This is a genomic window from Pseudomonas fluorescens (assembly GCF_902498195.1).
GTDB lineage: Bacteria > Pseudomonadota > Gammaproteobacteria > Pseudomonadales > Pseudomonadaceae > Aquipseudomonas > Aquipseudomonas fluorescens_BU.
The window spans coordinates 532,546-554,814 of sequence record NZ_CABVIY010000003.1 but is presented as its reverse complement, the minus strand read 5'-3'; the positions used below and the strand labels follow the sequence as shown (position 1 = coordinate 554,814).

Sequence of the window (22,269 nt, the reverse complement as noted above, 5' to 3'; positions counted from 1 at the left end):
AATTATGTGGTGCATGTTCCGGCCCCTTCGCGAGCAAGCCCGCTCCCACATTTGCCACGCATTGCTCCTGTGGGAGCGGGCTTGCTCGCGAAGGCCACACCACCGATTTAAAGACAACAATGAATAATTGTTCACGCTGCAGTGTTTAAGTTTTACTGGTCCTACCCCTGCCCCCCTGGAGCATTGCCCATGCATCGCCGTCATTCGATCTTTACCGCACCGCTGGTACTGGCTGTGGTGTTGTCCGGTTCGCACGCCTGGGCCAATGGCGAGGAAGACACGCCCGCCAGACCCCAGTGCCCCAGGGATCAGGTCTTCGACACCAAGGCGCAGAGGTGCGTCAAGCAAACCAGCAAAGCGCTGTCGGATGCCGACCGCACCGATTACGCCTATCAACTGGCGAAGGACGGACGCTACGAAGAGGCCCTGGCACTCCTCGACACGCTAGAGCAGCCCGACACCGCCAAGGCCTTGAATTATCGTGGCTATGCCACGCGCAAACTGGGACGCACCGACGAAGGCATCGCTTTTTACCTGCAATCGGTCAAACTTGACCCACACTATGCAAAAGTCCGCGAATATCTCGGCGAAGCTTATGTGGTCAAGGGTCGACTGGATCTCGCCCAGGAACAGCTGCAACAGATCAAATCGATTTGCGGCAGCACGACCTGCGAGGAATACCAGGACCTGGCCGAGGCCATCAACGACTCATCGAAAACCTGATATCCCGAAATAACGGAGGCCGTTATCGCCAGCGATCAGGCAATACGGGCAGAACTGGGTCAGCACCTGGCGCGTTTGTGGCGCTACGGCCTGCTGTTGTCGAGGCAAAGGCATGTCGCCGAAGACCTGGTGCAAGCCACCTGTGTGCGGGCGCTGGAACGGGCCGGGCAATTCGAGTCGGGCACGCGCATGGACCGCTGGCTGATGAGCATTCTGCATTCGGTCTGGCTCAACGAAGTGCGCGCCCGACGGGTGCGTCAAGGTCAGGGCACGATGGAGGGCGAAGAAGTGTTGTCGTTCGACGGCGAGTACGCAGCACAAACCCACGTCCTGGCGGCGCAGGTCATCCGCCGTGTCGATGCGTTGCCTGAAGCCCAGCGCGAAACGGTGTTTCTGGCCTATGTCGAAGGCTTGTCCTATCGCGAGGTCGCCGAGGTGCTACAGGTGCCCATCGGCACCGTAATGAGTCGCCTGGCCGCCGCCCGGGGCAAACTCGCCGAGTACCCGCCCTTGCATTCGGTGCCGACCCCTTCCAGCGGAGAACGTCGATGAACGCGCTAATCCCGGATGAGCAACTGGTGGCTTATCTGGACGACCAACTCGACACCGAACAGCGTCAGCGTATCGACGCGGCCGTGGCCGAAGACCCGATGCTCGGCCTGCGCCTGCAATGGCTGAACCGCAGCAGCCTGCCATTCAAGGCGGCTTACGACGAACTGGGGCGCCAGGCGCCGGTGAATCGCCTGCAAGCCATGCTCGACACCCTGCCCGCGCCGGCCCGTCCGCCCGTCAGTCGCCGCTGGTTCCTCGCGGCGGCAGCCGGGCTGGTGGCCGGCGGCGTGCTGGCGGACCGTTTGTTCCTGGGCTGGCAAATCAGTCAGCAGAAAAACAACTGGCGCCAGCTGGTGGCGGACTACATGGTGCTTTACGTGCCGGAAACCCTCGCCCACCTGCCCAGCGACGAAGCCACCCAACGCACGCAGCTGCGCACCCTCGATGCGCGCCTGGGCCTGAGCCTCACGCCGGCACAACTGGTCCTGCCCCGGGCCGAACTCAAACGCGCGCAAATCCTCGAGTACGACGGCGTTCCCATCGCCCAGATCAGCTACCTCGATCCCGTCCATGGCCCGCTGGCAGTGTGCGTCACCCGCTCCAACAGCGGCAGCCGGCATTTCGCCCAGGAGATCCGGCACGAGATGAACATTGTCTATTGGGCGGATATGGAGCATGCGTGGATGTTGATCGGGCGTAATCCGATGGTGGATCTGGAGGGTATGGCCAAGGCGCTGCGCACCCGGTTGAATACGTGATCCCGTAGGCGCGGTCGAGTGCAACGAGGCTGCGATCTTTTGATCTCTCAAGGCAAGATCAAAAGATCGCAGCCTCGTTGCACTCGGCAGCTCCTACAGTGAAACGCCAGGGATCCGCGTCAGGCAGGTCGGCTGCCGGCCTTCACCAGATCCTGCGCTCGCGCAATCGCCCCTGTCTGGTCCATCAATAAGGTGTACTTCACCCTGTCCCCGACCAAGAAGTAATGATCCCCCTGACCAATCCTTACCGCCAGCCGGGAACAACCATCGTCAGGCATCACCATCGCAAACTGAGTCGGTGTCGCGTCGACCCAGACTTTCCGGATGGCGTTGATCGTGCCTTGGCCGGCTTTTCTTATTGTTGGCGCTCCCATCACTACCCTCCAGTCATCAGTGCGTGGCGCGACAACCTGGCTGCGTAGGGACCATGAAACGCCTAAATCGACAAGCTGGCTACTGTCAGGAATGACAGTTCGGATGACTCAGGCCGGCGTCGGCAACCACAAGCGAAAACGTGCTCCGCCCAGCGGCGATGCTTCGACGGTGAGCGTACCGCCCTGGGCTTCCAGCGCCCGGCGACTGATCGCCAGCCCCAGGCCAAAGCCGCCCGTTGAGCGATCGCGGCTGCGGTCGAGGCGGTAGAAGGGTTCGAAAATCCGTTCGCGCTCGTCATCGGGGATGCCGATGCCGTCATCGTCGACCCAGATCTCGCAACCATCGGCGCACACTTGCACACCAATCTGGATGCGTTTTTCGCAATAGCGCATGGCGTTGCGCAGCAGGTTTTGCAGGGCGCGGGCGGTCAGGCGCGGGTCGAGGCTGAAGCGTTCGAGCTGGCCGTGCAGCAGCACGTCGATGACGATGTCCGGTGATTGCTCGTCATCGACGCTGCCCAGGATGCTGTCGATGAACTCGTCCAGCGACACTTCGACCTGTTCCGGCACCCGCGCCGGGTTTTGCAGGCGGCTGTAGGACAGCAGTTCCAGCACCAGTTCATCGAGTTCGCGAATGTGATCCACCAGCCCTTGCAGGCGTTCGCGGCTGGTGGCCGGCAAGTCGTCGGACAGTGCCAGGGCCAGGCCGAAATCCAGGCGGGTCAGTGGTGTACGCAGTTCATGGGAGACGGCGTTGAGCAGGTCGCGCTGCTGGTTCAGCAGGTTTTCGATGTCGCCGGCCATGGTGTCGAACACATTGGCCAGGCTGCCGATGTTGGAACTGGGGGCAATCTGCGTGCGTTCACTCAAGTGGCCCTTGCCGAAGCGCTCGGCCGCGCTTTTCAGGCGTTCCAGGTCGCGCCAGTGCGGACGCAGCCACAGCAGCAGGCAGGCGAGCATGGTAGCGCCGATCAGCACGTTGATGCTCCAGTACAACAGGCTGACGTCCATCGGGTCCGGGGGCACCACCATTTGCACCACCGTGCGCTCATTCAGCGGTGCCACCGCCAGGGTGCGCCAGCCCCAGTCACCAATGCGCACGACATTCTCGCCGCGCTGCAAGCGCTGTTGCTCGTCGGCGGAAAAGTCGGCGTCGTCGGTGCTGCCCAGCACGATGTGCAGCGGATGGAACTCCTTGTCCATTTCCGCCGCCAGTGCCGGCCATTGTTCGGTCGGCACCGCCTTGAACTGCTTGACCATCAGGGTCTGCAGGCCACGGGAGTAATCCAGGTTGTAGGTCAGGAAGCGTTCGTGGAACACCTTGATCACCAGGTCCGGCACCAGGTAGATCGCGGCGCTGAACGAGACGATCGTCACCAGGTACAGACGAAAGAGGATTCTGAACATCGGCTCAGCATTCCCACTCGGAACGGCTGAACAGGTAGCCCTTGCCCCACACGGTCTTGATCTTGCGGGCCTCGCCGGCATGGTCGTCGAACTTGCGCCGCAGCTTGGAGATCGCCACGTCCACCGAGCGGTCGGTGCCGTTGAATTCAATGCCGCGCAGGCGTTGCAGGATCTGGTCGCGGCTCAGCACTTCGCCGGCATGCCGGGCCAGCACCACCAGCAGGTTGTATTCGCCGCTGGACAGTTCCACCGGTTGTTCGCGCCAGGTCACGGTGCGTTCGGACAGGTCGATGCACAGGTTGCCCATGAGAATACGGTCGTTGGCGGTCTGCGGTTCGCTGAGGCTGCTGCGGCGCAGCAAGGTACGCACCCGGGCCAGCAAGACACGCGGTTCGCAAGGCTTGGTGACGTAGTCGTCGGCGCCCATTTCCAGGCCCAGCACCTGGTCGTGACTGTCGTCGCGGGCGGTGAGCATCAGGATCGGCAAGGTCGCCGAGTCGGCGCGCAGCAGACGGCAGACTTGCAAACCGTCGAGGCCGGGCAGCATCAGGTCGAGGATCACCAGGTCCGGCGGACTGACCCGCGCACGCTCGCGCACCTGGTCGCCACGACCGATGACGCTGACGGAATAGCCGTTGCGTTCCAGGTAGCTGGCGATCAGTTCGGCGAGGGCGGTGTCGTCTTCGACCAGGAGGATGTTGGGCATGGGGTGTTTCCAGAAAGTGCGGTGGCGTGCTTTCGGACGCCTTCGCGAGCAAGCCCGCTCCCACATTTGAAATGCATTCCCCTGTGGGAGCGGGCTTGCTCGCGAAGGGGCCCTCTAAGACGCAAAAGGAATCAAGGTGCAAAGGATATACGCCCCCGCACACACCTGAGTAAAACCCTTACACAATTTCACACAGCGCCTACAAAGCTTCACCGCTACCCTCCCCGCCGCCCAGTAGGATGCTGGGGGTCATTATTGGGGTAATTCATGTCAAAGAATCTGCTTGCCAGGCTCAGCCTAGTGGCCATGGCGCTGACGCTCAGCGCGTGCGACAAGGCCTCGACCGCCGAAGAACCGGCGCCATTGGCCACCGTGCGTATCGAGACCATTGAAAGCCGGCCGCTGGCGATCAGCAGCGAGTTGAGCGGGCGGATTGCCGCGCCGCGCATCGCCGAAGTGCGGGCCCGTGTGCCCGGCGTGGTGCTGCAACGGGCCTTCCGCGAAGGCAGCGACGTGAAAAAGGGCGATGTGCTGTTCCGCATCGACCCGGCACCGTTCAAGGCCGACCTCGACAGCGCCGAAGCCGCGCTGCGCAAGGCCGAAGCCAACGCGTTCCAGGCCAGGCTCCAGGAGCAGCGCTACGCCCAGTTGATCGACGACAAAGCCATCAGCGGCCAGGACTACGACAACGCCCGGGCCAATGCGCGGCAGACCGCCGCCGACGTGGCCGCCAATAAGGCCGCTGTCGAGCGGGCCCGGTTGAACCTGGGTTACGCCACCGTCACCGCGCCGATTTCCGGGCGCATCGGTCGCGCCCTGGTCACCGAAGGCGCACTGGTCGGGCAGAACGAAACCACGCCCCTGGCACTGATCCAGCAACTGAACCCGATCCACGCCGACCTCACCCAGTCGACCCGCGAGCTCAATGATTTGCGCCGCGCCTTCCGTTCCGGCCAGCTCCAGCAAGTCAGCCCCGGCGAGGCCAGGGCCACGCTGATCCAGGACGACGGCAGCCTCTATCCACTGCCGGGCAAGCTGCTGTTCACCGACATCACGGTCGACCCGGGCACCGGCCAGATCATCCTGCGCAGCGAGTTCCCCAACCCCGACCTCGACCTGCTGCCCGGCAGCTTCGTGCGGGTGCGCCTGGAGCAGGCCGTCAACCAGCAAGGCATCAGCGTGCCGCAACGGGCGATCCAGCGTGACAGCGCCGGTATTGCCCAGGTGTTGCTGCTCGACGCCGAACAACGGGTTGGCCAGCAACCGGTGGAACTGGGCCCGGTGCAGAACGACCGCTGGGTGGTGACCGGCGGCCTCAAGCCCGGCGACCGCATCGTCATCGAAGGCCTGCAACACGCCAGGCCCGGCGAGAAAGTCCAGGTCGACGACACCCCTCTTCCACTTGCCCAGGCTTCTGGTCAATAAGCAGGACGCTTGTTTATGCCGCAGTTCTTTATCGACCGCCCGGTGTTCGCCTGGGTGGTGGCCCTGTTCATCCTGCTGGCCGGGGCCCTGGCCATCCCGCAGTTGCCCGTGGCGCAGTATCCCGACGTCGCACCGCCACAGATCGAGATCTATGCCCAGTACCCTGGCGCCTCCGCGCAGACCGTGGATGAAAGCGTGGTCAGCCTGATCGAGGAAGAGCTCAACGGCGCCGATCACCTGCTGTATTTCGAGTCGCAGAGCAGTCTCGGCACCGCGACGATCAAGGCGACCTTCCAGCCCGGTACTAACCCGGAAATGGCCCAGGTGGATGTGCAGAACCGCCTGAAAGTCGTGGAGTCGCGCCTGCCGCAAGCGGTCAACCAGCAAGGCTTGCAGGTGGAGAAAGTCTCCGCCGGTTTCCTGCTGCTGATCACCCTGACTTCCAGCGACGGCAAGCTCGACGACGTGGCGCTCAGCGATTACCTGGCGCGCAACGTGATGAACGAGATCAAGCGCCTGGACGGCGTCGGCAAGGCGCAGCTGTACGGTGCTGAACGGGCCATGCGGATCTGGATCGACCCGCAGAAACTGATCGGCTTCAACCTCACGCCCGGCGATGTCAACGCCGCCATCGTCGCGCAGAACGCCCAGGTCTCGGCCGGCAGCATCGGCGATTTGCCGACCCGTACCACCCAGGAAATCACCGCGACCATCCTCGTGAAAGGTCAGCTGTCGACCCCGGAAGAGTTCGCCGACATCGTGCTCAAGGCCAATCCCGACGGCTCCACCGTGCGTATCGCCGATGTGGCGCGGGTCGAGATCGGCAGCCAGGAGTATCAGTTTTCCACGCGCCTGAACGGCAAGCCGTCCACCGCCGTCGCCGTGCAATTGTCGCCCGGTGCCAATGCCCTGAGCACCGCGACCCTGGTGCGGGCCAAGATGGATGAGCTGTCGCGCTATTTCCCGGCGAACGTCGAGTACAAGATCCCGTACGACACCTCGCCCTTCGTCAAGGTGTCGATCACCAAAGTGGTCTACACCCTGCTTGAGGCCATGGTGCTGGTATTCGCGGTGATGTTCCTGTTCCTGCAGAACATCCGCTACACGCTGATCCCGACGCTGGTGGTGCCGGTGGCGCTGATGGGCACCTTTGCGACCATGCTGGCGCTGGGCTTCTCGATCAACGTGCTGACCATGTTCGGCATGGTGCTGGCCATCGGCATTCTGGTGGACGACGCGATTGTGGTGGTGGAAAACGTCGAGCGGATCATGGCCACCGAAGGCCTGTCGCCCAGGGACGCCACGCGCAAGGCGATGCGGCAGATTACCGGCGCGATCATCGGCATCACCCTGGTGCTGGTGGCGGTGTTCATTCCGATGGCGTTCATGCAGGGTTCGGTGGGCGTGATCTACCGGCAGTTCTCGTTGTCGATGGCGACCTCGATCCTGTTCTCGGCGTTCCTGGCGCTGACCTTGACCCCGGCGCTGTGCGCGACGCTGCTCAAGCCGATTGCCAAAGGCGAGCACCACGAGAAAACCGGGTTCTTCGGCTGGTTCAACCGGCGTTTCGAGCAACTGACCGCACGCTATCAGGGCTGGGTCGCCTATGCGCTGAAGCGCAGCGGGCGGTTCCTGTTGATCTACGGCGTGCTGCTGGTCGGCCTGGGGATTTGCTTCAGTCGCCTGCCGTCCTCGTTCCTGCCGGTGGAGGATCAGGGCTATACCATCACCGATATTCAACTGCCACCGGGTGCGAGCAAGAACCGCACGGTGCAGGTGGTCGAGCAGATCGAAGCGCACAACGCCACGGAGCCGGGCGTCGGCGACAGCACGGTGATCCTCGGCTTCAGCTTCTCCGGCAGCGGCCAGAACGCGGCGCTGGCGTTCACCACGCTCAAGGACTGGTCGCAGCGCGGCACTGACGATTCGGCAAGCTCCATTGCCGACCGCGCCAACATTGCCCTGAGCCAGATCAAGGACGCCGTGACCTTTGCCGTGTTGCCGCCACCGGTGGACGGCCTCGGCACCTCCAGCGGCTTCGAGTTCCGCTTGCAGGATCGTGGCGGCCTGGGCCATGCCACGCTGATGCAGGCGCGCACCGAGCTGCTGGCGGCCGCCGAGAAAAGCCCGATCCTGATGAACGTGCGTGAAAGCGCCCTGGCCGAAGCGCCGCAGGTGCAGTTGATCGTCGACCGCAAGCAGGCCAACGCCCTGGGCGTGTCCTTTGCCGACATCGGCAGCGTGCTGTCCACGGCCGTTGGCTCGGCCTACATCAACGACTTCCCCAATCAGGGGCGGATGCAACGGGTGGTGGTGCAGGCTGAAGGCGATCAGCGCAGTCAGGTGGCCGACCTGCTGAACATGCAGGTGCGTAACAACAACGGGAAAATGGTGCCGTTGTCCGCCTTCGTCCAGGCCAAATGGACTCAGGGGCCGGCGCAGTTGACCCGTTACAACGGCTACCCGGCGATCAGTATTTCCGGCGAGCCCAAGCCGGGCCACAGCACCGGCGAGGCCATGGCGGAAATCGAACGGCTGGTCGCCCTCGGCCCTGCCGGGTTGGGCCAGGAATGGACCGGCTTGTCGTTGCAGGAGCGCTTGTCCGGGAGCCAGGCGCCGATCCTGCTCGGCTTGTCGTTGCTGATCGTGTTCCTGTGCCTGGCGGCGTTGTACGAGAGCTGGTCGATTCCGACTTCGGTGCTGCTGGTGGTGCCGCTCGGCGTGCTCGGCGCGGTGTTGGCCGTGACCCTGCGCGGCATGCCCAATGACGTGTTCTTCAAGGTCGGGCTGATCACCATCATCGGCCTGTCGGCGAAAAACGCGATCCTGATCATCGAATTCGCCAAGAGCCTGGTCGACGAAGGCCACGACCTGATCGACGCCACGCTGCAAGCCGCGCGCCTGCGCCTGCGACCCATCGTGATGACGTCCCTGGCGTTCATCCTCGGCGTGGTCCCGCTGGCGATTGCCACCGGGGCGAGTTCGGCGAGCCAGCAAGCCATCGGCACCGGGGTGATCGGCGGGATGATCACCGCGACCCTGGCAGTGGTGTTCGTGCCGGTGTTTTTTGTGGTGGTGATGAAGCGGGTGCGGGGGCGAGACAAGCACTCCTGACACCCCATCAATCACAGGTGGGAGCGGGCTTGCTCGCGAAAGCGGCAGGTCAGTCGACATAAATACTGACTGACCTGCCGCTTTCGCGAGCAAGCCCGCTCCCACTGGGTGATGTGTTGTTCTCTCGATTGTGGTCATACCCGACAACGCTGGGCTAAGGTGTTTGCATACCCCACCCCATCGAGCCTCCATGCCCTACCTCACCCACACCCACCCTCGCCTGTCCGCCGCCGCCACGCTCGGTGTCGCGGTGGGTATCCTGGCGCCGGCCGATTCGCTCATCAGCAAAATCCTCATCGGCTGGAACACCGGGGTCTGGACCTATCTGGTGCTGATGCTCTGGCTCACCGTGCGCTCCAAGGCCACGGACGTGAAACGCATCGCCGACATCGAAGATGAAAATGCCGGGCTGGTGCTGTTCGTGGTGTGCATCGCCGCCCTCGCGAGCCTGGCGACCATCACCTACGAACTGGCCGGCAGCAAGGACCTGGACACCACCCACAAGCTGCTGCACTACGGTTTCACCGCGTTGACGGTGATCGGTTCATGGCTGTTGATCGGGGTGATTTTCAGCGTCCATTACGCGCGGCTGTTTTACACATGGAACGGCAAAGAACCGGCACTGCGCTTTGCCGAGGGTTTGACCACGCCCAATTACTGGGACTTCCTGTATTTCTCGTTCACCATCGGCGTGGCGGTGCAGACTTCGGACGTCGGCGTGGCGACCCGTGACTTGCGCAAGATCGTATTGGCGCAGTCGCTGATTGGTTTCCTGTTCAACACCGCGATTCTCGGCTTTTCCATCAACATCGCCGCCGGGCTGTTCAGCTGAGCCGTGCACAAATGTTCTAGCCGTCGCCCTCGCCACGGGCGTTAAATGATTCGGCAATCCGCCGCGCAGGTGCCGCATGACTTCTCACAACTGGATCGACCTGGCCCAGGATGCCGACACCGGCATCGAGACGCTGCGCGCGCATTTCGAAGGCCATGCCTACGACCCGCACTGGCATGACAGCTATCTGGTGGGCATCACCGAGCAAGGGGTCCAGCAATTCAACTGTCGGCGGGCCAGGCACCAGAGCACGCCGGGCAAGGTGTTCCTGCTCGAACCGGGTGATATTCACGACGGCGAAGCGCCGACGGACGACGGCTTTACCTACCGCACGCTGTACCTCGATCCACAGTGGTTGAAACGCGAACTCAGCGCGGTGTTCGTCGAAGCGCCGGACCAGGGCGAGCTGAGCTTCGCCAACACCCTGGCCAGCGACGTGCGCCTGGCCCACGCCACCAGCCTGGCGTTTCAGGCCTTGCATCAGGGCGAACTGAAGATCGTGCGCCAGACCGCCCTCGACGGCTTGCTCGAACGCCTCACCACGCACCTGCACTGGCGCGCCCGGTATGCCAACGACCCGCGCTTGCCGCTGGTGGCGCAAAAGGCGCGGGACTATCTGCACGCCCATGCTCACGAAGACATCGGGCTTGATCAGGTGGCCGCCGCCGCCGGGGTCGACCGCTTTCGCCTGACCCGCGCGTTCAAGGCCGCCTATGGCATCGCCCCCCACGCTTACCTCGTGCAATTGCGCCTGGCCACGGCGCGCCGGATGCTGGCCCGGGGCGCGCAACCGGCAGCGGTGGCCATGGCGCTGGGGTTTGCCGATCAGAGCCATCTGGGGCGCTGGTTCGTGCGCGCTTATGGCCTGACACCCGCGCTGTATCGCAAGCGCTGCTCAAATCTTCCAGACAGTTGAACTGCAGGTTGTGAAGATCGACATCAACGATTTTCACTGGAGCTTGCCTGCAATGTTCACCTCGTTCCCGACGTTTTTACCCTTCCTGCTGTTTGCCTTCGTGGCAGCGATCACCCCGGGCCCGACCAATATCCTGGTGTTGAGCAACAGCGCCCGTTTCGGTCTGGCGGCGGCAGTGCCGATCATTCTCGGCGGCTGCGCCAGTGCCGCGATGCTTGTATTGCTGGTGGGCACGGGCGCCGGATCTTCGCTGAACGCATGGCCTGGCTTGCAAACGATCATGCAATGGGCCGGCGTTGCGTGGCTGAGTTATCTGGCCTGGCAGATCTTCCGCGCCCCGGCCGCCGCCGTAATGGCGCAGGACAGCGGCACGCGTCTGGGGGCATGGGGCGCGGCCGGTTTGCAGTGGATCAACCCGAAGACCTGGATGATGGCGCTGGCGGTGGTCAGCGTTTTTGCCGGCGTCGGTGAGGAACGCATGACCCATGTGCTGTACCTGTCCGTGGCGTTTTTCCTGATCTCCCTGCCCTGCCTCGGGGTTTGGGCGCTGCTCGGTGCGGGGTCGAGTCGCTGGTTGCGCTCGCCCGTTGCCATGCAGCGTTTCAACCGGTGCATGGCCCTGTTGTTGCTGGGTTCGACATGGTTGAGTGTGTTGGCCTGAGTGTCCATCCGTCGGTCATTGCCTGACAATTTTTAAACACAGGCTTGACGGCCAATCGGCTTTTGGTGTCTTCTGAAACCGGTTTCAGTGCAACGCACAAACCTAATAAATCCAATAACAAGGTTTCAGCCCGTGAACGATTTCTCCGCCGCCCAGCGCAGCCGCGTGACCATGCTTGATGTCGCCGAACACGCCAAGGTGTCCAAGGCCAGCGTCTCGCGCTTCATTGGCGAGGATCGCGCCCTGCTCTCCGATGCCATTGCCGAGCGCATCGAACGGGCGATTGCCGAATTGGGCTACCGCCCGAACCAGATGGCCCGCGGCCTGAAACGCGGGCGAACCCGCCTGATCGGCATGCTGGTCGCCGATATCCGTAACCCTTACTCGATTGCCGTGATGCACGGGGTGGAAACCGCCTGCCGTCAGCACGGCTACAGCCTGGTGGTGTGCAACACCGACCGCGACGACGAGCAGGAGCGCCAGCACCTGGCCCTGTTGCGCTCGTACAACATCGAAGGCCTGATCGTGAACACCCTCGGTCATCACCGCGATGAGTTGCACGAACTGCACCGGGAAATGCCCCTGGTGCTGGTGGATCGCAAGGTCGAGCACCTGGAGAGTGACCTGGTCGGCCTCGATAACCCGGCAGCGGTCGAACTCGCCCTCGCCCACCTTGAAGAACGTGGTTACCGCGATCTGTTGCTGGTCACCGAACCTTTTGACGGCACCAGTTCGCGGATCGAGCGGGTCAGCAGTTTCAAGGCGCAGATCGCCCGTCGTCCGGCGCTGCGCGGCACGCTGATCGAAACCGGCAGTGAACTGACGGCGATGTTGAAAACCTTTCTGGAGACACCCGGCCCAGGGCCCAAGGCGCTGTTTTGCGCCAATGGCATTGCCGCATTGGCCAGCACCCATGCACTGCGTGAACTCCAGTGCAATCTGTTTGACGAGGTGGGGTTGATCGCCCTCGACGACCTGGATTGGTACCCGTTGGTGGGCAGTGGCATTACCGCCCTCGCCCAGCCGACGGCGGAGATTGGCGCGAGTGCGTTTGAGTGTTTGCTCAAGCGGTTGCGCGGAGATGTCGGGGCGGTACGCAAGATTGATTTTTCAGCCCGGCTGATTGTGCGGGGGTCGACCCGTGGAGTTTTGCGGTGATTATTCCGGCCTTTTCGCGAGCAAGCCCGCTCCCACACCGGGTTTGTGAACACAGGACCCCTGTGGGAGCGGGCTTGCTCGCGAAGAGACCCTAAAGCACACCACCTTTTTTTTGAACAAAAATGAAACCGGTTTCAGAGGTATAAAAACAATGAACACACCCGCCGTTTCCATCAGCCTTTCCAGCTACGGCGCCGACCTTGTGCGCCGACGCGGTCAGGGCAGTTTCATCGAAATCCTCGCCGCCGCTGGCGCCACCCACATCGAATGGCGCGAAGAATTGCTGACGGACGAAAATCCCACGCAACTGGCGAACGCGACACAGGCTGAGGGACTGCACAGCATTTACTCCTCGCCGATGGAGCTGTGGCTGGCCGGTCAGTCCAGACCCAATCCTGAATTGACCGCTGCCCTGCAACGCGCCGAATCATTCGGTGCCCGTTGGCTGAAAGTGTCCCTGGGTTACTTCACCGACAACAACGACCTGCAAGCCCTGGCCCGCACCCTCACGCAAAGCCCGGTGCAGCTACTGGTGGAGAACGACCAGACCCTGCACGGGGGACGCATCGAACCCTTCCAGCGGTTTTTCACTGAGGTCGAACAGCACCGGCTGCCGATCAGGATGACCTTCGATATCGGCAACTGGCAGTGGCAGGATCAATCGGCCGCCAGCGCCGCGCGGCTGCTCGGGCGTCATGTCGGCTATGTGCATTGCAAGGCCGTGTCACGCCGGGCCGACGGCAAACTGGTTGCCATCCCGCCCGCCGACAGTGACCTGGAGCTGTGGGAACAACTGCTGCGACACATGCCTCACGGCGTGATGCGCGCCGCCGAGTACCCGCTGCAAGGCGACGACCTGGTGCAGCTCACCAGCGAACATGTCGGCGCCCTCGCCCGCCTCGGTCAATCCCGGCTGGAGAGCGCACATGTCTGAGATCGATGTCCTCTCGTTCGGCGAAACCATGGCGATGTTCGTCGCCGATCAGACTGGCGACCTGGCCAGGGTCGAGCACTTCCACAAGCGCATTGCCGGGGCCGACAGCAACGTCGCCATAGGATTGTCGCGACTGGGGTTCAAGGTGGCCTGGTTGAGCCGGGTCGGTGACGATTCACTGGGCCGGTTCGTGGTCGACACCCTGCAAAACGAAGGGCTGGATTGCAGCCACGTCGCCATCGATGCCGCGCATCCCACCGGGTTTCAGTTCAAGTCCCGCACCGACGATGGCGACGACCCGATGGTCGAGTATTTCCGCCGGGGTTCGGCGGCCAGTCATCTGTCGCCGCAGTCGATTGTTGCGCAACGGCTCAACGCCCGGCACCTGCATGCCACTGGCATTCCCCCGGCGCTGTCGCAGACGGCGCGGCAGATGTCTTTCGAACTGATGACCCGCATGCGCGACGCCGGGCGCAGCGTGTCCTTCGACCCGAACCTGCGCCCGAGCCTGTGGGCCAGCCAGCAACAGATGATCACCGAGATCAACCGCCTCGCCGCCCTCGCCCACTGGGTGCTGCCGGGGTTGAGCGAAGGCCGTTTGCTGACCGGTTTTGAAGACCCGGCTGATATCGCCGCGTTCTACCTCGACCAGGGCGCCGAAGCGGTGGCGATCAAGCTCGGCCCGCATGGGGCTTATTACCGTACGCATCTGGATCAGGGTTTTGTCGCGGGTGTGCCCGTGGAAACCGTGGTCGACACCGTGGGTGCCGGTGATGGTTTTGCCGTCGGCATGATCAGCGCATTGCTGGAAAACCACAGCTTTGCCGACGCCGTGAAACGCGCCAACTGGATTGGCAGCCGGGCGGTGCAGAGTCGGGGGGATATGGAGGGGTTGCCGACCCGGGCTGAGATGTCCGTCGAATTTGAGGCCGCCTTCGCGAGCAAGCCCGCTCCCACAGGATCGAGTCCAGACGCAAGACCTGTGGGAGCGGGCTTGCTCGCGAAGAGGCCGGAACAATCACTAGAGATCTAAACCGTTACCTGCTGCGACAAAAACAACAAGCTCAGGAGCACCACTGATGAAAACCGCAACCCTCGCCACCCGCCGCTGGTGGTACATCATGCCCATCGTGTTCATCACCTACAGCCTGGCGTACCTGGACCGCGCCAACTACGGCTTCGCCGCCGCGTCCGGGATGGCCGCCGACCTGATGATCACCCCGGGCCTGTCGTCGATGCTCGGCGCGCTGTTCTTCCTCGGCTACTTTTTCTTCCAGGTGCCGGGGGCGATCTACGCCCAGAAACACAGCGTGAAGAAGCTGATCTTCGTCAGCCTGATCCTCTGGGGCAGCCTGGCGACCCTGACCGGGATCGTCTCCAACGCCTACTGGCTGATCGTGATCCGCTTCATGCTCGGCGTGGTCGAGGCCGCCGTGATGCCGGCGATGCTGATCTACCTGTGCCACTGGTTCACCCGTGCCGAACGCTCGCGGGCCAACACCTTCCTGATCCTCGGCAACCCGGTGACCATGCTCTGGATGTCGGTGGTCTCGGGCTATCTGGTGCAGCACTACAGCTGGCGCTGGATGTTCATCATCGAAGGCTTGCCGGCGGTCCTCTGGGCGTTCATCTGGTGGAAGCTGGCCGATGATCGGCCGTCGCAAGCCAAGTGGCTCAACGACCAGGAAAAACAGGACCTGGAGAGCGCCCTGGCGGCGGAACAGGTCGGCATCAAGGCGGTGAAAAACTACGCCGAAGCCTTTCGTTCGCCGAAGGTGATCCTGCTGGCCTTGCAGTTTTTCTGCTGGAGCATCGGCGTCTACGGTTTCGTGCTGTGGCTGCCGTCGATCCTCAAGGCCGGCGCGCAGATGGACATGGTCGAAGCCGGCTGGCTCTCGGCGCTGCCTTACCTCGCGGCGGTGATCGGCATGCTGCTGGTGTCCTGGGGCTCGGACAAGTTGCAAAAGCGCAAACGCTTCGTCTGGCCGCCGCTGTTGATCGCCTCGATCGCTTTCTATGGTTCCTACGCCTTGGGCGCGGAGCACTTCTGGTGGTCCTACACCCTGCTGGTGATTGCAGGCGCCTGCATGTACGCGCCCTACGGGCCGTTCTTCGCGATCATCCCGGAAATCCTCCCGGCCAACGTCGCCGGTGGTGCCATGGCACTGATCAACAGCATGGGCGCCCTCGGTTCATTCGGCGGTTCCTATCTGGTGGGCTACCTCAACAGTTCCACCGGTTCGCCCGGCGCGTCCTACTTGTTGATGAGCGGCGCGTTGATGTTGTCAGTGGTGCTGACGCTGCTGCTCAAACCCGGCGCCAGTGACCGCGCACGCCCGCCGGTGGCCCTGCCCCGCACCGCCCATTCCTGAATTGATGAAGAGAGACTGACGATGAAAAAGCAGGTTGTGCTGTACAAGAAACTCTCGCCGTCGCTGATGGCTCGCCTTGAAGCGCAGACCGAGGTGACGCTGATCGACAACTTGAATGCCGAAGGCCTGGAGCAACTGCGCGCCGCCCTGCCCCGCGCCCATGGCTTGCTCGGCGCCAGCCTGAAACTGGACGCCGGTTTGCTCGACCTGGCGCCGCATCTGGAGGCCATCGCCAGCGTCTCGGTGGGCGTCGACAACTACGACATCGACTACCTGACCGAACGGCGAATCCTGCTCACCAATACCCCGGACGTGCTCACCGAAACCACCGCCGACACCGGTTTCGCGCTGATCCTGGCCAGCGCCCGGCGCGTGGTGGAGCTGGCGAACATGGTTCGCGCCGGCCAGTGGCAGCGCAACATCGGCCCCGCGCACTTCGGCAGCGATGTGCACGGCAAGACCCTGGGCATCATCGGTATGGGACGGATTGGCGAGGCCTTGGCCCAGCGCGGGCATTTCGGTTTCGGCATGCCGGTGATCTACCACAGCCACTCGCCCAAGCCCGCGGTGGAACAGCGCTTCAATGCGCAGTACCGGCGTTTGCCGGAGCTGTTGCAGCAGGCGGATTTCGTCTGCCTGACCCTGCCGCTCACCGCTGAAACCGAAGGCCTGATCGGCGCGGAGCAGTTCGCACAGATGCGGCCCGAGACGATTTTCATCAATATTTCGCGGGGCAAGGTGGTGGACGAAGCGGCGCTGATCGAGGCGTTGCGCGCAGGAAGGATTCGTGCGGCGGGGCTGGATGTGTTCGAGCGTGAGCCGCTGGAGGCGGATTCGCCGCTGCTGCGGTTGGACAACGTCGTGGCCACCCCGCACATTGGCTCGGCGACCCATGAAACGCGGGAAGCGATGGCCGCCTGCGCCGTCGACAACTTGCTGGCGGCGTTGGCGGGTGACCGGCCTGGGCATCTGGTGAATGTCAGGGCCTGGAGGGGATGACCGATCCAGGCACCGTCCTACACAGCTATATCGGCCTCTAGCGGCGAAGAGTTTCCACCCGCATTGCGGGCCGTGATGGTGACGTGGTGCGGAACACGTGGAAGAAGGAACGAAATCATCACATAGGGTGAATCCTGAGAGACGCCCCCGCCTCCAGTGCGAGTCAATTCAATGCGGTAATCGCTTACAGGCGGGCCAGCCAGAGGTGCATCCCATTGAAGCATCGCTAAATTTCCGGACCACCTATAACGAAAGTTAGTGGGAGCATCGGGCACCGCGTTGTCATCTTCCAGGGTGGTAAACACTTGCTGCACCGGGTCAGACAAGGTTGACTCAACAGTCCGTGCCCGGACCTGGACGGTGTAAGCCTTGGCGGACGCCAACGAAGTGAGCGGGTACTCCAGCCCTCGTGTCGAGGCAATGGACTCCCCATCAAGATCAATCAAATAGTCGACCACCGGAACACTTCCGGTCGAGGCGCTCCACTTCAGCCTGGCAGTGTGACTCGTAACCTCGGCGACCGTCAGGGCGCCAGGTTTGTTCGCAAAACCACCAATGACGGCATGGCTCGGTGCCGAGACATTATTGACGCTGCCAATCGCTCTAACCTCCACAAGGTATCTTTTTTCCGCGCTCAGGCCCGTTACCTCACACGGAGGCGCACTCACCTCAAACGGGACGCGACCTTCTACACTTATTTTAAAACCCAACGCGTCCGGGCAAAGCGCGCACTGGGCGTAGATGTCCTGCCAGTCCAGGCGGGCGGTGGTTGAGGAAAGCCGGCGGCTGCTCAGGTATCCGGGCGCACAAATAATCGGCCCCTCATAAAACAGCGTTTTGAACGTACTGGCCGTAAACGCCGATAGCCGACCGTCGACCTTTTTTGCGCACACCTTGAATTCATACGCCGTGTTTTGCGTTAACCCCCGGGCCGCGTAGCGCTTTTCACTGATCGTATCCACGAGTTCGCCATTGAGGTAAATCTGGTAGAGGACCCCGCTCGGGTAATTGGCGCCTTCACTCCATACAATGACAGCGGATTCATCGGTGATTTCACGAACAGACAGATACTTGGGGGCTTCAAAAGCCAATGTTTCAAAAGTACTGGCCGTAAAAACCGATAGCCAACCCTCAACCTTTTTGGCGTAAACCTTGAATTCATATGAAGTGCCTTGCGTTAATCCCCGGGCCGCGTAGCGCTTCTCACTGATCGTATCCACAAGGTTGCCATTCAGGTAAAGCAGATAGACGACACCGGCAGGATAATTGGTGCCTTCCTCCCATACCATGACAGCCGATTCGTCCGTGATTTCGCGTACGGACAGATTTTTGGGGGCTTCGAAAACCAAGGTCGACACGGTGTTACTGGAGGGCTCGGAAACGTTACCGGCGTTGAAGCCACGAACTTCGACGAAATGCCGGGTGCCAGGCGCCAGGCCACTCAGTAAAACGGTCAGGTGATTCGTTGACAGGGTGTCTATGACTTTGTGCTCATCGTTGTCCACACCGTAGCTGACCCTGTAAGACGGCGAGCCGGGAATTGACCAGTTCGCTCGCACGGAATGTTGTTCAATGCCCGAGAAAAGCACAGGGCCCGGCTTGGGCGGCGATTGCGTATTCTCGGTCCTTGCCTGGATGGGAGTCCAAGGCGATGTGCCATTGCCATTTACGCCACACACCTCTATCAAGTACAGGGTGTTCTTGGTCAGGTTCGTCAATGTTGCATTGAGCGATGTCGTATCGAACGTCTGGGGAGCACCGCCAGGTACGCTGCTGTAACGATAGAAGTAGTATCCCGCGCCTGGGGAGGCTTTCCACTCTATATAAATCGTCGAGTTCGTTGGCGTCGCTTTCAGCTCCGTCGGCGCGGGAGGGACCAGCAGGGTTTTGCGAATGATTCGACGCGGGTCAGAGTCGCCATTGTTATTCGAGGCGCGAACCTCACAAAAATACTCGGTATTGCCGTTCAGCCCCGCAATCGTGAAAGCGGGACTCGTCGATTGCTCTGTCTTGATGACGGCACCGTTTGGGGCAAGGCCATGACTGATCTTGTACAAGGTAGCGTTGGGGACAGCGTTCCAGGTCAGGACGATGGAGTCCTTGGTTGGCGAGCCGTTGAGGTTGGTCGGCGATTCCGGTTTGGACGTTGCAGGCGCGGTCGCGGCCTCAAGCTCCATAAAAAAAACCGACTCTTCCTGGTTTTTCAGTCCGTACACCTGAAACTTGTACGTCGTGTTCGGACTGAGCCCCGTGATTGTGCAAACGTGGGTATTGATGCTGGTCGGAAAATCGGCAGGCCCATTGTCTCCCTCCCATCTAAAGCGACTGCCGGTTTGTCCACCATTAGGCGAGTACAGGACACGAACCGTAATCGAGTTTTCCGTCTTGGAATTCTCTTGGAGATAAATTGGACCATTAACAGCCATCGCACCAATGTCTTCATTGATTCCGCTCATTTGCAGGCCCTTCCAGTAGACGTCACACAGCCACTAAACACCTGACTGAGTGAGTCCACAACCTGACAGAACTGTTAGTGGCCGCGGGGCGAATTCCCTGCTACGGGCTACACAATGAGCGTTGCTTGAAATCAACCCACTCGCTCGCGCAGCGCCAGCAGGTCCAGCGCACAGAGGGCAATTCGTCGGCAAGCATCGGCCAGCTTCCGTTGATCCACCACCAAACCGAGCCGGATATGCCCCGCCGCACTCGGCCCGAAGGCTTCTCCAGCCAGCACCGATACCCCGTAACCCTCCAGCAGGCGCTCGGCAAACTGTCGGGCGCTCAACCCGGTCTGGCGCACATCGACCATCACGAACATCCCGCCGTCTGGACGAATCGCCCGAAGTCCCGGGCACCGCTCCAGGCTGGCGCACACCAGGTCACGCCGCTGGCGATACTCCTCACGCATCAGCGCCACTTCAGGTAAATCCTCATCCAGTGCCAGTTGCGCCGCGTGCTGGATGAATTCCGGAATGCCAAACAGCATGCACAACGACAGGTGCACCAGGTGATCAGCCAAGGGTTTGGGCCCGATTACCCAGCCCACTCGCCAGCCGCACATGGCGTGGGATTTGGACAGGCTATTGATGGTTGCAGTGCGCTCGGCCATGCCCGGCAGGCTGGCCGGGCTGATGTGTTCACCTTCGTACAACAGGTCGCCGTAGACCTCGTCGCTGATCAGCCAGAGGTCATGGCGAACGCACAACGACGCCAGTTCCCGCCAGACCGCCAGCGTCAGATTGGCGCCTGACGGATTGTTAGGGCTGTTGAGCAGAATTGCCCGGGTTTTTGCCGTTATACGTTGCACGACATCCGCCGGGTCGACCCGAAAACCGTTCTCCGGGCGTACCGGGACAGCCACCACTTTCGCTCCGCAGGCACCGATCACGCCTTCGTAGGTGACGTACATCGGCTCGGCGACGATCACTTCGTCGCCGGGATCAAGCAAGCATTGCGCGACCGAATACACCGCGCATTGCGCGCCAGGCATCACGATCACGTGTTCGGCATCCACCGTCTGCCCACTGCGCTTTCGATGCCGCCGCGCGATGCTGTCGCGCAGGCCACGACTGCCGCGAACCTCAGAATAGTGGGTGTTTCCCGCCAGCAGACTGTTGATGGTTGCCTGAACGATGGGACGAGGTGTATCGAAATCGGGATCGCCAATCGACAGCAGCAACACATCGACGCCCTGCTCACGCAATTGCAACGCTCGATCATGAATTTGCCAGGCTGCGGCGCCATCGCCGGCGATTCGTTGGGTCAAGGCTGAGTAGCGCATTAAATTCTCCTGTCGCGCTAAATCCTGACAAAACCCTATCTCAAATCCCGCAACACGCCAGCACGGCATTCAAGTAGACGAACGGTCGGCACTCTGTATATAGCGAACCGGCCGTGCACAACCTTTTGGCCGAGCCAATTTTTTCCGGCCTGTTGCGACTCATGGAAGGCAAAACACCCGATGAGTCAGAGCACTAGTGGCGAAATTGCAGGTGAATTATTCGCAGAGACATATCCTACAGACTCGGTCGCCTTCACCGACAGCCTTTTAAACGACGTCTGATTAAAGTCCCCCACCTGTAATTTGTGACAGGTTCCAAGCCGGATAAATCGCGATATAAGGAAGCCGTGCCTTCAGCCCTCACTGAGGTGCCTGTAGGACGGCCGCGCGAACCATGCCATCGAGAAGTAGGAAGATTCTGCCGCGCCCACGCCGTCAATGATGATGAATGGGAGATTCACTTATGTATCGCTCCACAACAGCTTCATATCAATCATCGCCAGCCCCGATTAATTCAGCGCTACAGCAGGAACAACCCCGCGCGATCACGCTCACGGCCAGGGAAAGGGAGGTGCTGGAGTGGGTCAAGGCCGGCAAGTCGTCCTGGGAAATCGCCCGGATCATCAAGTGCACCGAGGCTGGTGTTAATTACCACATCAACAATATCCGCCGAAAATTCGGTGTGAATTCGCGCTGGATCGCCTTGGTCAAGGCGCTGGAGCAAGGATTGATTCAATCACCTTGACCGGGCTGTTCATCAGCGATCGGCGCGTCGCAGACTTCTGATGAGCCACTTAATGAATATGGAACAACGCTCCCTATCCACACCATTCAATTATTCCTGCGACGATGCCTGTGACGATGCGCCCGTGTCGCTCAGGCACCGGCCGAACCAGATGCTTCGCATCATCCTCGCCGATGATCATCCCGTTGTGCTGTTGGGAGCCGAAATGGCCCTTGGGCGCACTTACTCGGTGGTCGCCCAAGCGAACGCCCCAGACGAATTGATCTATCACATGAAGCACACACCGTGCGATTTGCTGATCAGTGACTACTCAATGCCTTACGGGAGTTTTCCCGATGGTCTGGCATTGATTGGTTACCTGCAACGTCACTTTGGTCACATCCCGCTGATCGTGATGACGATGATGCGCAATCCTTCCCTGCTACAGGCGCTGCTCAATACAGGTGTTCGAGGTTTGTTTGACAAACGCAGCCCGATGAGTGAATTGAAACGCGCGGTGCAGACTGTTGCCAAACAACGTCAGTACCTCTGCCCTGCTTTTTCCAGCATCCTGCGAACTCAGGCGTTGTCGCCTCGTGGCGTCGACACGCCGCCGGTGAACCTGTCGGAGCGGGAGCTGGAGGTGGTGCGGCTGTTTGTCCAGGGTTTGTCGGGGCGAGAGATTGCCGCTCAGTTGAATCGCAGTGAAAAAACCATCAGCCGGCAAAAACGCACCGCCATGGACAAGTTGGGACTTGGCCATGACGGTGGGTTGGTGGAGTTTGCCAGGGTGAATGGGTTAGCTACTGATATTTGACGCCTGAGTCTCTGGG

Annotated in this window: 20 protein-coding genes; 15 read left to right on the top strand and 5 right to left on the bottom strand. The window is 61.5% G+C overall.

Features of this window, described 5'->3' with window-relative positions:
- The first annotated feature begins 189 nt into the window (after nucleotides 1-189).
- The 3 genes from F8N66_RS13455 to F8N66_RS13445 are packed head-to-tail and all read left to right on the top strand — an operon-like array spanning nucleotide 190 to nucleotide 2,033.
- Nucleotides 190-723, top strand: coding sequence for a hypothetical protein (locus F8N66_RS13455; RefSeq protein WP_150770626.1), 534 nt, complete (start codon nucleotides 190-192; stop codon nucleotides 721-723).
- A gap of 54 nt (nucleotides 724-777) precedes the next feature.
- The gene (locus tag F8N66_RS13450) at nucleotides 778-1,275 is read left to right on the top strand and encodes a sigma-70 family RNA polymerase sigma factor (RefSeq protein ID WP_191622998.1); all 498 of its coding nucleotides are present in this window, start codon (nucleotides 778-780) and stop codon (nucleotides 1,273-1,275) included.
- Nucleotides 1,272-2,033 (top strand): anti-sigma factor family protein, encoded by a 762-nt coding sequence (locus F8N66_RS13445; protein ID WP_150770624.1) that lies wholly within the window; start codon nucleotides 1,272-1,274, stop codon nucleotides 2,031-2,033. Before F8N66_RS13450 ends, F8N66_RS13445 begins: the two co-directional genes overlap by 4 nt.
- Nucleotides 2,034-2,152: 119 nt before the next feature.
- Here F8N66_RS13445 and F8N66_RS13440 read toward each other — a convergent pair whose 3' ends face one another.
- From F8N66_RS13440 to F8N66_RS13430, 3 genes are all read right to left on the bottom strand, one after another.
- Nucleotides 2,153-2,407, bottom strand: a complete 255-nt coding sequence (locus F8N66_RS13440) for a hypothetical protein (protein ID WP_150770623.1) — start codon at nucleotides 2,405-2,407, stop codon at nucleotides 2,153-2,155.
- A gap of 108 nt (nucleotides 2,408-2,515) precedes the next feature.
- The gene (locus tag F8N66_RS13435) at nucleotides 2,516-3,814 is read right to left on the bottom strand and encodes an ATP-binding protein (RefSeq protein ID WP_150770622.1); all 1,299 of its coding nucleotides are present in this window, start codon (nucleotides 3,812-3,814) and stop codon (nucleotides 2,516-2,518) included.
- 4 nt (nucleotides 3,815-3,818) lie between these two features.
- Nucleotides 3,819-4,520, bottom strand: a complete 702-nt coding sequence (locus F8N66_RS13430; RefSeq protein WP_150770621.1) for a response regulator transcription factor — start codon at nucleotides 4,518-4,520, stop codon at nucleotides 3,819-3,821.
- 267 nt (nucleotides 4,521-4,787) lie between these two features.
- Here F8N66_RS13430 and F8N66_RS13425 point away from each other — a divergent pair, with 267 nt between their 5' ends.
- From F8N66_RS13425 to F8N66_RS13380, 10 genes are all read left to right on the top strand, one after another.
- Nucleotides 4,788-5,945 carry an efflux RND transporter periplasmic adaptor subunit gene (locus tag F8N66_RS13425; RefSeq protein WP_150770620.1) on the top strand — a complete coding sequence of 386 codons (1,158 nt, stop codon included), beginning with the start codon at nucleotides 4,788-4,790 and terminating at the stop codon, nucleotides 5,943-5,945.
- A 15-nt stretch (nucleotides 5,946-5,960) separates the two neighbouring features.
- Nucleotides 5,961-9,059 (top strand): efflux RND transporter permease subunit, encoded by a 3,099-nt coding sequence (locus F8N66_RS13420; RefSeq protein ID WP_150770619.1) that lies wholly within the window; start codon nucleotides 5,961-5,963, stop codon nucleotides 9,057-9,059.
- 190 nt (nucleotides 9,060-9,249) lie between these two features.
- Nucleotides 9,250-9,891: a DUF1345 domain-containing protein gene (locus F8N66_RS13415; protein ID WP_150770618.1), complete on the top strand. Its 642-nt coding sequence runs from the start codon at nucleotides 9,250-9,252 to the stop codon at nucleotides 9,889-9,891.
- Between the two features lie 76 nt (nucleotides 9,892-9,967).
- Nucleotides 9,968-10,807 carry an AraC family transcriptional regulator gene (locus F8N66_RS13410; protein WP_150770617.1) on the top strand — a complete coding sequence of 280 codons (840 nt, stop codon included), beginning with the start codon at nucleotides 9,968-9,970 and terminating at the stop codon, nucleotides 10,805-10,807.
- Between the two features lie 52 nt (nucleotides 10,808-10,859).
- Nucleotides 10,860-11,468 carry a LysE family translocator gene (locus F8N66_RS13405; protein ID WP_150770616.1) on the top strand — a complete coding sequence of 203 codons (609 nt, stop codon included), beginning with the start codon at nucleotides 10,860-10,862 and terminating at the stop codon, nucleotides 11,466-11,468.
- 132 nt (nucleotides 11,469-11,600) lie between these two features.
- Nucleotides 11,601-12,626, top strand: coding sequence for a LacI family DNA-binding transcriptional regulator (locus F8N66_RS13400; RefSeq protein WP_150770615.1), 1,026 nt, complete (start codon nucleotides 11,601-11,603; stop codon nucleotides 12,624-12,626).
- A gap of 151 nt (nucleotides 12,627-12,777) precedes the next feature.
- Nucleotides 12,778-13,560, top strand: coding sequence for a sugar phosphate isomerase/epimerase family protein (locus tag F8N66_RS13395; RefSeq protein ID WP_150770614.1), 783 nt, complete (start codon nucleotides 12,778-12,780; stop codon nucleotides 13,558-13,560).
- Nucleotides 13,553-14,593: a sugar kinase gene (locus F8N66_RS13390; protein ID WP_150770613.1), complete on the top strand. Its 1,041-nt coding sequence runs from the start codon at nucleotides 13,553-13,555 to the stop codon at nucleotides 14,591-14,593. Before F8N66_RS13395 ends, F8N66_RS13390 begins: the two co-directional genes overlap by 8 nt.
- A 46-nt stretch (nucleotides 14,594-14,639) precedes the next feature.
- Nucleotides 14,640-15,932: an MFS transporter gene (locus F8N66_RS13385; RefSeq protein ID WP_150770612.1), complete on the top strand. Its 1,293-nt coding sequence runs from the start codon at nucleotides 14,640-14,642 to the stop codon at nucleotides 15,930-15,932.
- Nucleotides 15,933-15,953: 21 nt separating this feature from the next.
- A complete protein-coding gene (locus tag F8N66_RS13380; RefSeq protein WP_150770611.1) occupies nucleotides 15,954-16,931 on the top strand; it encodes an NAD(P)-dependent oxidoreductase in 978 nt (325 codons plus the stop codon).
- 17 nt (nucleotides 16,932-16,948) lie between these two features.
- On the opposite strand, the gene F8N66_RS13375 is transcribed toward F8N66_RS13380, so the two are convergent.
- Complete coding sequence (locus tag F8N66_RS13375) at nucleotides 16,949-19,387, bottom strand: fibronectin type III domain-containing protein (RefSeq protein WP_150770610.1); 2,439 nt, start codon at nucleotides 19,385-19,387, stop codon at nucleotides 16,949-16,951.
- Nucleotides 19,388-19,518: 131 nt separating this feature from the next.
- Complete coding sequence (locus F8N66_RS13370; RefSeq protein ID WP_150770609.1) at nucleotides 19,519-20,712, bottom strand: pyridoxal phosphate-dependent aminotransferase; 1,194 nt, start codon at nucleotides 20,710-20,712, stop codon at nucleotides 19,519-19,521.
- Nucleotides 20,713-21,175: 463 nt separating this feature from the next.
- On the opposite strand from F8N66_RS13370, the gene F8N66_RS13365 reads away from it, so the two are divergent.
- Together F8N66_RS13365 and F8N66_RS13360 are read left to right on the top strand one after the other, a co-directional pair.
- Nucleotides 21,176-21,457 carry a helix-turn-helix transcriptional regulator gene (locus F8N66_RS13365; RefSeq protein WP_150770608.1) on the top strand — a complete coding sequence of 94 codons (282 nt, stop codon included), beginning with the start codon at nucleotides 21,176-21,178 and terminating at the stop codon, nucleotides 21,455-21,457.
- A gap of 52 nt (nucleotides 21,458-21,509) precedes the next feature.
- Complete coding sequence (locus F8N66_RS13360; protein WP_150770607.1) at nucleotides 21,510-22,253, top strand: response regulator transcription factor; 744 nt, start codon at nucleotides 21,510-21,512, stop codon at nucleotides 22,251-22,253.
- The last annotated feature ends 16 nt before the right edge of the window (nucleotides 22,254-22,269 follow it).

Bases quoted from the DNA above. Each gene is read 5' to 3' on its own strand.
- F8N66_RS13440 (WP_150770623.1), bottom strand. From the start codon at position 2,407: ATGGGAGCGCCAACAATAAGAAAAGCCGGCCAAGGCACGATCAACGCC.
- F8N66_RS13385 (WP_150770612.1), top strand. From the start codon at position 14,640: ATGAAAACCGCAACCCTCGCCACCCGCCGCTGGTGGTACATCATGCCC.
- F8N66_RS13360 (WP_150770607.1), top strand. From the start codon at position 21,510: ATGAATATGGAACAACGCTCCCTATCCACACCATTCAATTATTCCTGC.
- F8N66_RS13455 (WP_150770626.1), top strand. From the start codon at position 190: ATGCATCGCCGTCATTCGATCTTTACCGCACCGCTGGTACTGGCTGTG.
- F8N66_RS13435 (WP_150770622.1), bottom strand. From the start codon at position 3,814: ATGTTCAGAATCCTCTTTCGTCTGTACCTGGTGACGATCGTCTCGTTC.
- F8N66_RS13420 (WP_150770619.1), top strand. From the start codon at position 5,961: ATGCCGCAGTTCTTTATCGACCGCCCGGTGTTCGCCTGGGTGGTGGCC.
- F8N66_RS13430 (WP_150770621.1), bottom strand. From the start codon at position 4,520: ATGCCCAACATCCTCCTGGTCGAAGACGACACCGCCCTCGCCGAACTG.
- F8N66_RS13390 (WP_150770613.1), top strand. From the start codon at position 13,553: ATGTCTGAGATCGATGTCCTCTCGTTCGGCGAAACCATGGCGATGTTC.
- F8N66_RS13375 (WP_150770610.1), bottom strand. From the start codon at position 19,387: ATGAGCGGAATCAATGAAGACATTGGTGCGATGGCTGTTAATGGTCCA.
- F8N66_RS13395 (WP_150770614.1), top strand. From the start codon at position 12,778: ATGAACACACCCGCCGTTTCCATCAGCCTTTCCAGCTACGGCGCCGAC.
- F8N66_RS13370 (WP_150770609.1), bottom strand. From the start codon at position 20,712: ATGCGCTACTCAGCCTTGACCCAACGAATCGCCGGCGATGGCGCCGCA.
- F8N66_RS13445 (WP_150770624.1), top strand. From the start codon at position 1,272: ATGAACGCGCTAATCCCGGATGAGCAACTGGTGGCTTATCTGGACGAC.
- F8N66_RS13410 (WP_150770617.1), top strand. From the start codon at position 9,968: ATGACTTCTCACAACTGGATCGACCTGGCCCAGGATGCCGACACCGGC.
- F8N66_RS13365 (WP_150770608.1), top strand. From the start codon at position 21,176: ATGTATCGCTCCACAACAGCTTCATATCAATCATCGCCAGCCCCGATT.
- F8N66_RS13425 (WP_150770620.1), top strand. From the start codon at position 4,788: ATGTCAAAGAATCTGCTTGCCAGGCTCAGCCTAGTGGCCATGGCGCTG.
- F8N66_RS13415 (WP_150770618.1), top strand. From the start codon at position 9,250: ATGCCCTACCTCACCCACACCCACCCTCGCCTGTCCGCCGCCGCCACG.
- F8N66_RS13380 (WP_150770611.1), top strand. From the start codon at position 15,954: ATGAAAAAGCAGGTTGTGCTGTACAAGAAACTCTCGCCGTCGCTGATG.
- F8N66_RS13405 (WP_150770616.1), top strand. From the start codon at position 10,860: ATGTTCACCTCGTTCCCGACGTTTTTACCCTTCCTGCTGTTTGCCTTC.